The following is a 15,129-nucleotide window of genomic DNA, read 5'->3' on the forward strand; positions in this document are numbered from 1 at the left end:
TACAGCATTAATGTTTTATACCTTGTACAAAAAGAAAAACCGGATAGTTTGTATCCGGTTCGTTATAATATATAGTCTATTATTTATTTCATTGTGAAATATTCTTTAGCTCCCTGTATCAGCAATCCGATTCCTCCACCGAGCAGGGCACCGATAATTGCCATATCTATTATTCCGCCCTTGTTCCATAAAAGTGAAGTGACGACTATACCTACCGGTGTTAATACCGCACCGATAATCATATATCTTATACCTCTGCTTTTGCGGTAACCCCGAAGTCTTTGCATTGCGTCTTCTATTGCGGCAGTATTACCCGGATAATTTATACTAAGCAATTCACGAATTTTGTCAAGACTGGTGATTTTTTTCGCTTTGAACAGGTTTAAGGCCTCCGGATAAAGGTCGGCTTTGTAATGAATATCTTCCATAGTTGTAGTGTTGTTAGATTTGTAAATAGTTTTGCAGTCGAAAGGTATGTATTTTAAGCGGAATAGTCAAGAGCTTTTTCTTATTTAAAAAACTAAAACTCTTCGAATTGCTCCTGATACAGAGAGAAATACTTTCCTTTCATAGCAAGCAGTTCTTTATGGCTGCCCTGTTCTATTATCTGTCCGTGGTCCATAACTAATATTTTGTCTGCATTACGCACTGTAGACAGGCGATGTGCTATGATGAGGCTTGTACGGCCTTCCATTAGTTTGTCAAGGCCTTTTTGTATCAGTAGTTCACTGCGCGTATCTATGTTGCTTGTAGCTTCATCCAGTAAAAGGATAGGCGGGTCGGCGACGGCAGCGCGGGCAATATTCAGTAGCTGGCGTTGTCCCTGACTAAGGTTAGCCCCGTCATTTTCCAGAACTGTATCGTAGCCCTTCGGTAAGCGTTTAATAAAAGAATGCGCAGCTGTAAGTTTTGCCGCTAAAACGACTTCCTCGTCGGTGGCATCGAGCCGTCCGAATCGAATATTTTCACGCACAGTTCCTGTGAAGAGATGTGTATCCTGTAAAACAATAGCCATAGACTGACGCAGATCTGCCCGCCTGATATCTTGTATAGAATGTCCGTCTATAGTAATTTCACCCGATCTTATATCGAAGAAGCGGGGAAGCATATTCAGTATTGTAGTTTTGCCTGCTCCGGTTTCCCCTACCAATGCAATCTTAGTGCCGGGTGAGGCATGCAGCGATATTCCTTTAAGTATGAGTTTCTCCGGTTTATACCCGAAAAATACGTCTTTCATTATCAGGTCGCCTTTTACATCTTTGAGGCTGATAGCATCCGCTGCATCTGCCTGTTCCGGCTCTTCGTCTATTATCTGGAATATACGTTCTGCTCCGGCAATGGCTGCCTGTATACTGTTATAGAGGCTGGCAAGTTCATTGATCGGACGCCCAAACTGACGTGAATATTGCAGGAATGCGGCAAGCCCTCCGACGTCGAATCCACGAAAAATAGCCAGTAAGGCACCTACGATAGTAATAATCACATAGTTCAATGTATTCAGGTTCTGCATTACGGGCATCATCAGTCCCGAATAGAATTGCGCTTTCCCTGCTTTGTCCCTTAAGTCCTGATTTAATACTTCGAAGTCTCCTTCTACTTTCTTTTCATGTCCGAATACTTTGATTACCTTTTCACCGCTTATCATTTCTTCGATATATCCGTTCACCTGCCCGAGCGTTTCCTGCTGTGCTTTAAAATATTTACGGCTTCGTTTTACAATCAACTTGGCACTAAGAAACATCAACGGAACAGTAATCAGCGTAACCAGTGTAAGTATCGGGCTGATATATATCATCAGGGTAAATATACCGATAAGCATCAGGGCGCTGGACAACATATCCGATAAGCTGTCGGTCAGAGCAGTGCTTATCTGGTCTATATCGTTCGTATATCGGCTCATCACATCGCCATGCTGGTTTGTATCGAAATATTTGATAGGCAATCGTTCCATTTTTTTGAAAAGGTCGGTACGCATACGTGTCACGGTATTCTGCCCTATCTTATTCAGTAGAATATATTGTATATAGGTAGCTATAACTCCTGCAAGGTATATACCGCCGAGGATAAGAAGTATTCTTACCAGCCCACTAAAGTTACCCGGAATGATATAATCGTTGATGATCGGACGCAGCATATATGAACCTAATAAACTGGATATGATACTGATAATTATAAGCACACCTATCAGGAATAAAAGCTTCTTGTCGCATGTCAGATATGACATCAGGCGCAAAAAAGTTTTCCTTCCCTGCTTCGGCTTGCCTGTATGTTTATAATGGTCTCCGTGCGCCATATCTTAGAATGCTATTTGCTGAGAATTATATATTTCCTTATACACTTCCGATTTTTCAATCAGTTCCGACGGTTTGCCGATAGCATCTATTTCACCGTCTTCAAGTACGATAACCCTGTCGGCCGACTGCATTGTATTAATCCTCTGCGTGATAATAAATACAGTGGTGTTACTAAGCATCTTATTCAGGTTATAACGTATTTTCTGTTCAGTCTCCGAATCTACCGCACTGGTGCTGTCGTCGAGGATAAGTATCTTCGGTTTACGCAGTAAGGCTCGGACTATGCAGATACGTTGCTTTTGTCCGCCCGAAATATTTATTCCGCCCCGTCCGAGCAATGTATCGTATCCGTCGGTAAAAGACACAATAAAATCATGTGCTTGCGCTGCTTTTGCCGCCTCTTCCACCTCTTCAATCGTGGCATCGGGTTTGCCCCATCGCAGATTCTCGAGGATAGTGCCTGTGAATAACTCGTTTTTCTGAAGTACCATTCCTATTTCGGAATGTAGTTCGTCGAGGTTATAATCCTTTACATTTACGCCGTCTATTAATATTTCCCCGCCTGTGGTATCATATAAGCGTGGAATTAGTTGAAGCATCGAGCTTTTTGCAGCGCCTGTAGCACCTACAACCGCAACAGTTTCTCCTTGCCGTATGTCGAAGCTTATATCTTTCAATACATCATTTTCTCCGCCACTATAACGGAAATAAACATTGCGGAAAATTACTTCTCCTTTGTTTATTTTATGTGTATTCTGTAGTCCGGCCGGCGTATTTTTGAGTGAAGGTTCTGTATCGAGTACTTCCAAAATTCTTTGTGACGATGCCGAAGCACGGGCGATATTCATTATTACCATGGATAGAAGCATCAGCGCCATAAGTATCTGCACAAGATAATTAACAAAGGAAATCAGTTCGCCGACCTTGAGATCGCCTGATATTACTTTTGAACCTCCTACCCAAAGGATAACTATGGTAGAAACATTCATTATCAATTGCATGACGGGAAACATAGATACAACGATATTCGATGCCCTGATTACCATATCGCGCAGGTCTTCACTGCTTCGTTCAAATTTTTTGGTTTCGAAATCTTCCCTGACAAATGATTTTACTACGCGGATATTTATCAGGTTTTCCCTGACTACCCCGTTGAGGTTATCCACTTTCTGCTGCACTTTCATAAACAAGGGAAAGCCCTTACGCAAAATAAGGAATACACTTATACCCAAGACCGGAACTACACCTATGAGAATAAGAGCCAGATCGGTATTTATCCTCACCACAAAAAAAATAGCCATTATAAGCATAAGGGGTGAGCGCAATAAAAGACGCATTCCCATTAATATTACCTGCTGTATACGCGTTATATCATTGGTCAGTCGGGTAATTAATGAAGCTGAATTAAACCGGTCGATTTCCGTAAAAGAAAGCTGTTGTATTTTATTGAATAATGTCAATCGGAGATCGGTACCGAAGCCAATAGATGTTTTAGAGGAAACATAAATATTAATAATGCTGACTATCAATCCTATAATAGATACTGCCACCATCTTTACACCGACTTCCGTTATTACCGACATGTCTTTCGGCATCACGCCGTTATCGATAATCTGGGCCATATAAAGAGGCTGAATAGTTTCACTCATGACTGTTATCAGCACCAGAAACGGACTAATAATAAGGCTGAGTGAGTATTTTTTCAGTATCTGCCAGTATTTTTTCATAAATTATCTGGTTGGCACTCTTAATTTTGTTTTGTATAAAATGCTTACAAAGATAAATGTATTTTGCTGATAAACATTTATCCTTAGTAAATTGATCACAGGTCGCGGAGATTTATTAATTTTATCCCTTTAATATTTAAAACAGAGGCATTTGATTAAAGTCGACAATATATCAAAATATTACGGGGAGCAGGTTGCCTTATCCGCTATCGATTTCTCATTGCAGAAAGGAGAAATTGTCGGTTTATTGGGTGTAAACGGAGCAGGCAAGTCTACATTAATGAAAATATTATCAGGTATAATATTGCCGGATAAAGGGACTGTAACTTTTAATGGAAAAGAATTTACAAGCCATTCTTTGGAAATAAAAAAACAGATTGGCTATTTATCAGAAGACAACCCTTTGTACGAAGATATGTATGTCAAAGAATATCTTGGGTATGTAGCCGATATTTATAGGATAAAGAAGCAGCGTATAGATGAAGTAATTGGAATGACAGGCCTGCAAAACGAATATAAAAAGAAGATAAAGGATTTATCGAAAGGGAATCGCCAACGGGTAGGCATAGCACAGGCTATTCTACATAATCCTGATTTTCTGATTCTCGATGAGGCTACTTCGGGCCTCGATCCTAATCAGCGGGAAAGCCTGAATAACTTGCTTATCGATTTAGCAAAAGACAAAGTAATTTTTTTTTCTACACATATATTACACGAAGTCAAAGATATCTGTACGCGTTTTCTGCTATTGGATAAAGGCAAGCTGATAGTTGACAAGCAAATAAGCGAAATCGATTCTATTGAAGAAACATTTCACACACTCACAAATGAAAATAATAGCCGATAAGAATATACCTTATCTGAAAGGTATAGCCGAAAAGTTTGGAGAGGTCACCTATCTCGAAGGTGCAGCCTTTACCCGCGAAGCGATACAGGAAGCCGATACATTGATTGTGCGCACAGTTACCCGTTTTGATGAAAGTAATCTGAAAGATACAAATGTCGAGCTTATTTGCTCGGCCACTATCGGCTACGACCATATCGATACGGTATATTGCGATGCGCACGGAATTGCATGGCGGAATGCTCCAGGATGCAATTCGGGCTCTGTGATGCAATATATTATTTCTTCGTTGATAGTAATGTCACGCAAAAAGGATTTCGATCTCAGAGGAAATACAATCGGTATTGTAGGTGTAGGAAATGTCGGGAAAAAAGTAGCCCGCGCTTGCCGCATATTAGGAATGAATGTTTTATTAAACGATCCGCCCCGTCAGGCAGTTGAAAAAAACGATAGCTTTGTCACTCTGGATGTGATAAAAAAGGAAGCTGATATTATCACTTTTCATAGTCCTCTTATCAAAGACGGGAAATATAAAACATATCATCTGGCAGATGATAATTTCTTTTCATCACTAAAGAAAAAGCCAATCATTATAAATTCGGCAAGAGGCGGCATAGTTGATACTGTTGCTATCAAGAGTGCGCTGAAAACCGGACAAATATCCGGGGCCATAATCGATTGCTGGGAAAATGAGCCTTTTATAGATTTGGAATACCTTAATATGGTGGATATTGCAACGCCGCATATTGCAGGCTATTCGGCAGACGGTAAGGCGAATGCAACGCGCATGTCTCTCGAATCTATTGCAGAATTTTATGGCTTTAGTAAAGAGCCTGTAAAGGAAGTAAAAGAACCTTTAGCGCCTTACCCCCTTATCTATCTTGACATTTTCAACGGGTCTGATAACCGTATCTACGATGCTATACTGGAATCATATAATCCGGTAAATGATTTTGCCCGTTTAAAGCATGCTCCCGATACTTTTAAGGATTTGAGGAATAAGTATCCACTGAGAAGAGAATATTTTGCGTATGAAGTTATAAATGCTTTTCAAGAAGAAAGAAATACATTAGACAGTTTAGGTTTTCATTAAAGATAAATTGAAATTTAATACCATGAGACTAGTTAAAGCGAAAAGGGAAGATATAGCCCAGATTTTATATATAACCATAGATACAATAAGGAAGATATATCCGAATTACTATCCGAAGGACATTGTCGATTTCTTCCTCGATTATCATTCCGAGGAAGCGATATTAAAAGATATAGAAGAGGGTAATGCCTATCTTTTGGCACATGACGGTATGTATATCGGTACCGGTAGGATACATGGAAATGAATTGGGGCGGATGTTCGTCCTGCCTGCTTTTCAGAAAAAAGGATTCGGTACTTTTATGATCGATGCCCTTGAAGAAATAGTAGGGAAGAATTATGATACTGTTTTCCTCGATTCGTCTTTCCCTGCCTATAATCTTTATCTGAAACGGGGATATACTGCCGAAGAATATAAGACGGAGAAGGTCAATAGCGATAGCGTGTTATGTTATTATGTCATGAAGAAGGACATAATACGCAAGTCACGACGTCCGATAAACCTGAATAACAAAGTCTTTATCTCCATAGAAAATACGGCTGACGGAGAAGTGTCCGAAAAAACTATTTTCAGATATCACCAGCAGGAAGATATTATATGGGCCGAATATTATGGAGGACATGTAACAAGGGGGTACCTTATCGGAAAATTCGTATCCGATACAGTATTGACTTTTGTTTATCAGCACATCAATGTTAATGAGGAAATCCGTATGGGAGAATGCAGAAGTACTATAGAAATACAGCCCGACGGGCGGCTCCGCCTTTATGAAGAATGGCAATGGCTCTATAATGATAATACATCCGGACGTTCGGTAGTAGAAGAGATAAAAAAAGAGGAGTGACACAGTGTCGCTCCTCTTTTTTCTAACTATATAAAAGAATAAAATTAATTATTCTACGGCGTCAAAGTCTACAACAGTCTTCCTTGTAGCAGCAATCCTGTCGAAATCTTCTTTTGTACCTACAACAAGTTTTTCAAACTCGCGCTGGCCTGTACCTGCAGGAAGCAAGTGTCCGCAGATTACATTTTCTTTCAGACCTTCCAGTCTGTCTACCTTCGCATTGATAGCGGCATCGTTCAGTACTTTTGTTGTTTCCTGGAACGAAGCGGCAGACATGAAGCTTTGTGTCTGAAGGGCTGCACGTGTAATACCTTGAAGTATCTGGTTAGCTGTAGCCGGAATAGCATCTCGCACTTCTACCGGACGAAGGTCTCTACGTTTCAGCATAGAGTTTTCATCTCTCAGTTTACGTGCCGTTACAATCTGGCCCGGCTCGAATGTAGCAGAATCTCCGCCGTCGACAACGACTTTTTTACCCCAGATTCTGTCATTCTCTTCCATCACATCGTATTTGTCGATAACCTGTTGCTCGAGGAAGCGTGTATCTCCCGGATCGATCACTTCTACCTTGCGCATCATCTGACGCACAATTACTTCGAAGTGTTTATCATTGATTTTTACACCCTGCAGGCGATATACATCCTGTACTTCGTTTACAATATATTCCTGAACGGCAGTCGGCCCCATGATAGCCAGAATATCCGAAGGAGTTGTTGCTCCGTCCGATAATGGCATACCTGCTCTTACGAAGTCATTTTCCTGTACAAGGATTTGCTTCGATAGCGGAACAAGGTATTTTTTCACTTCACCGAGTTTCGATGTTACGATAACTTCCCTGTTACCACGCTTGATCTTACCGAATGAGATTTCTCCATCGATTTCAGATACAACAGCAGGGTTTGAAGGGTTACGCGCTTCGAACAATTCGGTCACACGCGGAAGACCTCCGGTGATATCGCCAGCCTTACCTACAGCGCGCGGAATCTTAACAAGGACATCTCCCGCCTTAATGGTGTCGTTATCGTCTTTCACGATGTGGGCACCCAGAGGTAAGCTGTATGTCTTGATTGTATTGCTCTTCTCATCGGCGATATGTGCTTCAGGAGCTTTCGTCTTATCACGCGATTCGATGATAATCTTCTCTTTCAATCCGGTCTGCTCGTCCGACTCAACTTTGTATGTTACGTTTTCAATAACATTTTCAAACTTGATGCGTCCTGTAGCTTCCGAGATGATTACTGCGTTGAATGGGTCCCATTCGCAGATCAGGTCATCTTTTTTCACTTTGGCTCCGTCTTTAAAGTAAAGTTTGGAACCATAAGGGATATTATGAGTAAGAAGTACAATCTTAGTATTAGGATCTACCAGACGAAGTTCAACCAGACGGCTGACAACGATCTGTACTTTCTTGCCTGTTTCGTCCACTGTTTCCACTACGCGCAGGTCGTCCATTTCGAGCACCCCGTCGTATTTGGCAATAATATTACTTTCGGCAGCAATGTTGGAAGCGATACCCCCAACGTGGAAAGTACGTAGTGTCAACTGTGTACCCGGCTCACCGATCGACTGTGCGGCAATTACTCCTACAGCCTCACCACGCTGAACCATACGGCCTGTTGCAAGGTTACGTCCGTAACATTTGCCGCATACGCCTTTCTTCGATTCGCAGGTAAGTACCGAACGAATTTCCACACTCTCGATAGGAGAATTCTGGATAGCGTTGGCTGCATCTTCTTTTATCTCTTCACCCGATTTCACAATGATTTCGCCTGTCATCGGATGCTGTATATCATGTACGGAAACACGTCCTAACATACGTTCATAAAGAGAAGCAACAACTTCTTCGTTGTTTTTCAACTCTGTACAAACAAGTCCGCGCAGTGTACCGCAGTCTTCTTCGTTAATGATAACGTCCTGTGAAACGTCTACCAGACGACGGGTCAGATATCCGGCATCGGCTGTCTTAAGGGCGGTATCGGCAAGACCTTTACGCGCACCGTGGGTAGAGATAAAGTACTCCAGCACCGACAGACCTTCTTTAAAGTTGGAAAGGATAGGGTTCTCAATAATCTGAGCACCTTCCGCTCCGCTCTTCTGAGGTTTGGCCATCAATCCACGCATACCTGACAACTGGCGTATCTGTTCTTTCGAACCACGGGCGCCCGAATCCAACATCATATACACAGAGTTGAATCCCTGATTGTCTTCCGATAATTGTTTCATCAGGATGTTAGACAATCTCGAGTTGATGTGCGTCCATGTATCGATAATCTGGTTGTAACGTTCGTTGTAGGTAATGAATCCCATGTTATAGTTATTCATTATCTGCTCAACCTCGTCGTAACCCTCAATTACCAGTTCGTCTTTTTCTTCCGGAATAATAACATCCTCAAGGTTGAACGACAGACCTCCGCGGAATGCCATTGTATAACCAAGGTCTTTGATATCATCGAGGAACTGGGCTGTTTTGGCAACTCCGGCTACTTTGATAACATTACCGATAATGTCACGAAGCGATTTCTTGGAAAGTACTTCGTTAATGAAACCAACTTCTACAGGAGTTTTCTCGTTTACAAGAACACGTCCTACAGTAGTTTCGCGCATCATGCGTGCTACTTTTCCTTCTTCGTTCAGGTCGTTTACATATACTTTGATAAGGGCGTGAATGTCTACTTTTCCTTCATTGTAAGCGATGATCGCTTCTTCCGGTCCGTAGAATGTAAGGCCTTCGCCTTTCGCACCCTTACGTATTTTTGTAATATAATATAGTCCGAGAACCATGTCTTGTGAAGGTACGGTAATCGGCGCACCGTTCGCAGGGTTGAGGATGTTATGCGATGCAAGCATCAGCATTTGCGCCTCAAGGATAGCTTCGTTACCTAACGGCAAGTGAACAGCCATCTGGTCACCGTCGAAGTCGGCATTGAATGCGGTACATGATAGCGGGTGCAACTGGATTGCCTTACCACCGATCATCTTCGGCTGGAATGCCTGAATACCCAAACGGTGAAGGGTAGGGGCACGGTTGAGAAGAACAGGGTGTCCTTTCATTACGTGTTCCAATATATCCCATACCACAGGTTCCTTGCGGTCTACTATTTTCTTTGCAGATTTTACTGTTTTAACGATACCGCGTTCGATCAGCTTACGGATGATAAACGGTTTGTACAGTTCGGCTGCCATATCCTGTGGAATACCGCACTCATGCATCTTCAATTCAGGGCCAACGACAATTACCGAACGGGCCGAATAGTCGACACGTTTACCCAACAGGTTCTGACGGAAACGTCCCTGTTTACCTTTCAAGCTGTCTGAAAGTGATTTCAACGGACGGTTAGCATCTGTTTTCACTGCGCTCGATTTACGCGAGTTGTCGAACAGTGAATCCACAGCTTCCTGAAGCATACGTTTTTCATTACGCAGGATTACTTCCGGAGCCTTGATATCGATAAGTCTTTTCAGACGGTTGTTACGGATAATAACGCGGCGATACAGATCGTTCAGGTCGGATGTTGCAAAACGTCCACCATCGAGCGGCACCAACGGGCGAAGTTCCGGCGGAATAACAGGAACAATCTTAACGATCATCCATTCCGGTTTATTCTTGCCTTTCGATCCGCGGAATGCTTCTACAACCTGAAGCTGTTTCAACGCTTCGTTTTTACGTTGCTGTGAAGTATCTGTACTTGCCTTATGACGCAGTGTATTTGCCAGCGAATCGAGATTGATGCGCGACAACAGGTCATATACGGCTTCTGCTCCCATCTTGGCGATAAACTTGTTAGGGTCTGTATCGTCAAGCAGCTGGTTTTCTTTCGGAAGCTTATCAAGGATGTTCAGATATTCTTCTTCTGTAAGAAGGTCTTTTTCTGCTATTCCTTCTTCTACTGCAGCACCCGACTGTATTACTACATAGCGTTCGTAGTAAATGATAGAATCGAGTTTCTTCGTAGGTATACCCAACAGATAACCCATCTTGTTAGGCAGAGAGCGGAAATACCAGATATGAGCTACCGGAACTACAAGGTGGATATGTCCTGTACGTTCGCGGCGGACTTTCTTTTCTGTAACTTCAACACCGCAACGGTCGCAGACAATACCTTTGTAACGGATTCTCTTATATTTACCGCAATGACATTCGTAGTCCTTTACAGGGCCGAATATACGTTCGCAGAAAAGTCCGTCACGTTCAGGTTTGTAAGTACGGTAGTTGATTGTTTCGGGTTTCAAAACTTCACCGCTCGATGCTTCCAGAATCTCTTCGGGAGAGGCAAGGCTCACGGTAATTTTTGAAAAGCTACTCTTTACTTTATTTTCTTTTCTAAAAGCCATATTACTTTTTTCCTTTAAAAGCTGTTAGCCGTTAGCTATTAGCTTATAGCTGTTGTTAGAGTATTATTTGAAACCATCAGCTAATAGCTAAAAGCTATCAGCTAACGGCTATAAGTATTTAGTCGAGGGATACACTTAATCCCAGTCCGCGCATCTCATGCAGCAATACGTTGAGCGATTCAGGTATGCCCGGTTGTGGCATCGGTTCACCTTTAACGATAGCTTCATAAGCTTTGGAACGTCCTACAACGTCATCCGACTTGATGGTAAGGATTTCTCTCAGGATATAAGCCGCACCGAATGCTTCCAGTGCCCAAACCTCCATTTCTCCGAAACGTTGTCCCCCGAATTGAGCTTTACCACCCAGAGGCTGTTGCGTGATAAGAGAGTAAGGCCCGATAGAACGCGCATGCATCTTATCTTCCACCATGTGTCCGAGTTTCAGCATGTAGATAACACCTACCGTTGCATGCTGGTCGAACTGGTCTCCTGTACCTCCGTCGAACAAGCGAACTTTACCGTAACGAGGAACGTTGGCTTTGTCAGTCCATGCGTTCAGGTCGTCCAGACTGGCTCCGTCGAAGATAGGGGTGGCAAATTTCACACCCAGTTCTTTTCCTGCCCAACCCAGTACGGTTTCGAAAATCTGCCCGAGGTTCATACGAGAAGGCACCCCTAGCGGATTCAATACGATATCCACAGGTGTTCCGTCCGGTAAGAACGGCATATCTTCCTGACGAACTATACGCGATACGATACCTTTGTTACCGTGGCGTCCGGCCATCTTATCACCTACCTGTACTTTACGTTTCTTAGCTACATAAACTTTAGCAATCTGAACGATACCGGAAGGAAGTTCATCCCCGATAGTCAGGTCGAAACGTTTACGTTTCAGTTCGGCGTCGAGTTCTTTATATTTACGCAGATAGTTTACAACTACGTCGCGTATCAGGTCGTTTTTATGAGCATCTGTTGTCCAGTTGCTTACCTGAATTGTTTCGTAGTCGATGTTATCCAATGCGCTCTTAGTAAACTTAGTACCTTTGGCAATAATCTCTACATTCAGATAATCTTTTACTCCCTGCGATGTCTTACCTTCGGTCAGTACGAGTATTTTATCTACAAGTACGCCTTTCAGCTTAGCCATCTTTTCTTCGTACTCTTCATCCAGTTTCGGAAGCAATGCCTTGCTCGAAAGTTTTGTCTTCCCTTTCTTCGATGCTTTAGAGAACAGGTTAGTTCCCACTACCACACCTTTCAGTGAAGGAGAAGCTTTCAATGAAGCATCTTTCACATCACCGGCCTTGTCACCGAAGATAGCGCGAAGCAGTTTTTCTTCCGGAGAAGGATCCGATTCACCTTTCGGAGTAATCTTACCGATCAGGATATCTCCCGGGCCTACACGTGCTCCGATACGGATAATACCTCTTTCGTCGAGGTCTTTAGTAGCATCTTCGCTTACGTTAGGAATATCGGAAGTAAGTTCTTCCACACCGCGTTTAGTGTCGCGAACTTCGAGTACAAATTCTTCTACGTGAACGGAAGTGAATACATCTTCACGGACGATACGTTCGTTCAATACGATCGCATCCTCAAAGTTATATCCTTTCCAAGGCATGAATGCTACTTTCAGGTTTTTACCTATAGCCAACTCGCCTTGTTCGGTAGAATATCCTTCTGTCAGAATCTGATCCAGCACAACCCTGTCACCTTTGCGGCATGTAGGGCGAAGGTCGATAGTAGTATTCTGGTTGGTTTTTCTGAACTTAGGGATGTAATATGTTTTGATAGCATCATCGAATGCGACAAAGTCTTCATCGGATGTACGGTCATATTTAATTTTAATAGTGCTTGCATCCACATACACCACTTCTCCGGCTCCTTCTGCAACAATCTGGGTACGTGAGTCGCGGATCAGCTGTCCTTCGATACCTGTTCCCACAATCGGAGCTTCGGTACGCATCAACGGCACAGCCTGGCGCATCATGTTCGAGCCCATCAGTGCACGGTTAGCATCGTCATGCTCAAGGAAAGGAATCAATGAAGCCGCGATAGAAGCGATCTGTGTAGGAGATACATCCATCAGTTCGATTTCTTCCGGAGCTACTACCGGATAGTCTGCATCCTGACGCGCTTTTACGCGTTTAAGGATGAATGAACCGTCATCATTCAACGGAGCATTACCCTGTGCAATAAGCTTGTCTTCTTCCTCTTCGGCTGCAAGATATACGATACCTTCAGGAGATAAGTCGACTTTGCTGTTAGCAGCCTTGCGGTACGGAGTCTCGATAAATCCGAGATCGTTTATCTTCGCGTAAACGCAAAGAGACGATATCAGACCGATGTTCGGACCTTCCGGGGTTTCTATCGGACAAAGACGGCCATAGTGAGTATAGTGAACGTCACGCACCTCGAAACCTGCTCTTTCACGGGAAAGACCGCCGGGGCCGAGTGCCGACATACGGCGTTTGTGAGTAATCTCAGCCAGCGGATTCGTTTGATCCATGAACTGAGACAGTGCATTCGTTCCGAAGAATGTATTAACAACGGATGAGATAGTTTTCGCATTGATCAGGTCGATCGGCGTAAATACCTCATTGTCGCGAACGTTCATTCTTTCACGAATGATACGCGCCATACGATTGAGACCAACTCCAAACTGGTTGAAAAGCTGCTCACCAACAGTACGTACACGACGGTTGCTCAAGTGGTCGATATCATCAACTATTGCTTTTGAGTTTATCAACTCGATAAGGAATTTGATGATCTCGATGATATCCTCTTTCGTTAATACGCGGATATCCGTACTTGTTGCCAAGCCCAGTTTCTTGTTCAGCCTGTAACGTCCTACCTCTCCGAGGTCGTAACGTTTTTCTGAGAAGAACAGGTTGTTGATAACCTCGCGTGCACTGGTATCATCGGCAGGTTCTGCACTACGCAGCTGCCTGTAGATATGACGAACGGCATCTATTTCGGAGTTACTAGGGTCTTTCTGCAATGTATTGTAGATAATAGCAAAGTCAGAAATGTTTTGAGAATCCTTGTGTAACAGGATAGACGGCACGTTAGATTCCAGTATCAGGTCGAGATGCTCTTTGTCCAGCACTGTTTCACGTTCAAGAATAACTTCGTTACGTTCGATTGAAGTCACCTCGCCGGTGTCTTCATCTACGAAGTCTTCCATCCATGTTCTCAGAATTCTGGCTGCAAGCTTACGTCCTGCTACTTTCTTTATATTTTGTTTAGTAACTTTTATTTCTTCTGCCAGGTCGAATATCTCAAGGATATCGCGGTCGCTTTCGAAACCGATAGCGCGAAGCAATGTAGTTACAGGTAATTTTTTCTTACGGTCGATGTATGCATACATGACATTGTTGATGTCAGTCGCAAATTCGATCCATGAGCCTTTGAACGGAATGATACGCGCCGAATAAAGCTTGGTGCCATTGGCATGCATTGTCTGTCCGAAGAATACACCGGGTGAACGGTGCAATTGTGAAACTACTACACGCTCTGCTCCGTTGATGACAAAGGTACCTTTCTCGGTCATATATGGAATCAGCCCCAGGTATACATCCTGAATGACTGTATCAAAATCTTCATGGTCAGGGTCGGTACAGTAAAGCTTTAATTTGGCTTTGAGCGGAACACTGTATGTTAAACCCCTGTCGATACACTCTTCGATAGTGTAGCGCGGAGGATCAATGAAGTAGTCCAAAAATTCTAATACAAAGTTGTTTCGTGTATCGGCTATAGGGAAGTTTTCAGCGAAAACCTTGTATAAGCCTTCTTTTTTCCTTTTCTCAGGGGGGGTATCAAGCTGTAAAAAATCGCGGAACGATTTCAGCTGTACTTCGAGAAAATCCGGATATGGTAGCGGATTCTTAATTGAAGCAAAATTGACTCTTTGATTTGTATTTGTTGAAGACATGGATTACCAATTTTATTGAACTAATTATTTTTGACGCAAAAAGGTTAAGAACCCTCTTTCATGA

At 42.9% G+C, this 15,129-nt stretch carries 8 protein-coding genes; 3 read left to right on the plus strand and 5 right to left on the minus strand.

The features are described from left to right. Positions 1–83: 83 nt before the first annotated feature. From K348_RS0104555 to K348_RS0104565, 3 genes are all read right to left on the minus strand, one after another. Positions 84–428, minus strand: coding sequence for a hypothetical protein (locus K348_RS0104555; protein ID WP_029903360.1), 345 nt, complete (start codon positions 426–428; stop codon positions 84–86). 92 nt (positions 429–520) lie between these two features. Beyond that, positions 521–2,293, minus strand: coding sequence for an ABC transporter ATP-binding protein (locus K348_RS0104560; RefSeq protein WP_029903362.1), 1,773 nt, complete (start codon positions 2,291–2,293; stop codon positions 521–523). A gap of 3 nt (positions 2,294–2,296) precedes the next feature. Beyond that, positions 2,297–4,021: an ABC transporter ATP-binding protein gene (locus tag K348_RS0104565; protein ID WP_029903364.1), complete on the minus strand. Its 1,725-nt coding sequence runs from the start codon at positions 4,019–4,021 to the stop codon at positions 2,297–2,299. Positions 4,022–4,172: 151 nt separating this feature from the next. Here K348_RS0104565 and K348_RS0104570 point away from each other — a divergent pair, with 151 nt between their 5' ends. Genes K348_RS0104570 through K348_RS0104580 form a run of 3 tightly spaced genes read left to right on the plus strand, consistent with a single transcriptional unit; the run spans position 4,173 to position 6,802 of the window. Then, positions 4,173–4,868: an ABC transporter ATP-binding protein gene (locus tag K348_RS0104570; RefSeq protein ID WP_029903365.1), complete on the plus strand. Its 696-nt coding sequence runs from the start codon at positions 4,173–4,175 to the stop codon at positions 4,866–4,868. Beyond that, on the plus strand, positions 4,849–5,958 hold the full coding sequence (gene pdxB / locus K348_RS0104575) for a 4-phosphoerythronate dehydrogenase PdxB (protein ID WP_029903367.1): 1,110 nt from the start codon (positions 4,849–4,851) through the stop codon (positions 5,956–5,958). The genes K348_RS0104570 and pdxB overlap by 20 nt, the downstream gene beginning before the upstream one ends. A 22-nt stretch (positions 5,959–5,980) precedes the next feature. Further along, positions 5,981–6,802 carry a GNAT family N-acetyltransferase gene (locus tag K348_RS0104580; protein ID WP_029903369.1) on the plus strand — a complete coding sequence of 274 codons (822 nt, stop codon included), beginning with the start codon at positions 5,981–5,983 and terminating at the stop codon, positions 6,800–6,802. A gap of 48 nt (positions 6,803–6,850) precedes the next feature. On the opposite strand, the gene rpoC is transcribed toward K348_RS0104580, so the two are convergent. Both rpoC and rpoB read right to left on the minus strand, forming a co-directional pair. Then, on the minus strand, positions 6,851–11,134 hold the full coding sequence (gene rpoC, locus K348_RS0104585; protein WP_029903370.1) for a DNA-directed RNA polymerase subunit beta': 4,284 nt from the start codon (positions 11,132–11,134) through the stop codon (positions 6,851–6,853). 118 nt (positions 11,135–11,252) lie between these two features. Next, a complete protein-coding gene (rpoB, locus tag K348_RS0104590) occupies positions 11,253–15,065 on the minus strand; it encodes a DNA-directed RNA polymerase subunit beta (protein WP_029903371.1) in 3,813 nt (1,270 codons plus the stop codon). Positions 15,066–15,129: the final 64 nt, after the last annotated feature.

It is taken from the genome of Prevotella sp. 10(H), from assembly GCF_000711235.1.
Taxonomy (GTDB): Bacteria; Bacteroidota; Bacteroidia; order Bacteroidales; family Dysgonomonadaceae; genus Dysgonomonas.

Excerpts from the sequence above, each read along its gene's own strand:
- K348_RS0104555 (WP_029903360.1), bottom strand. The coding sequence starts at position 428 with ATGGAAGATATTCATTACAAAGCCGACCTTTATCCGGAGGCCTTAAAC.
- K348_RS0104560 (WP_029903362.1), bottom strand. The coding sequence starts at position 2,293 with ATGGCGCACGGAGACCATTATAAACATACAGGCAAGCCGAAGCAGGGA.
- K348_RS0104565 (WP_029903364.1), bottom strand. The coding sequence starts at position 4,021 with ATGAAAAAATACTGGCAGATACTGAAAAAATACTCACTCAGCCTTATT.
- pdxB (WP_029903367.1), top strand. The coding sequence starts at position 4,849 with ATGAAAATAATAGCCGATAAGAATATACCTTATCTGAAAGGTATAGCC.
- K348_RS0104580 (WP_029903369.1), top strand. The coding sequence starts at position 5,981 with ATGAGACTAGTTAAAGCGAAAAGGGAAGATATAGCCCAGATTTTATAT.
- rpoC (WP_029903370.1), bottom strand. The coding sequence starts at position 11,134 with ATGGCTTTTAGAAAAGAAAATAAAGTAAAGAGTAGCTTTTCAAAAATT.
- rpoB (WP_029903371.1), bottom strand. The coding sequence starts at position 15,065 with ATGTCTTCAACAAATACAAATCAAAGAGTCAATTTTGCTTCAATTAAG.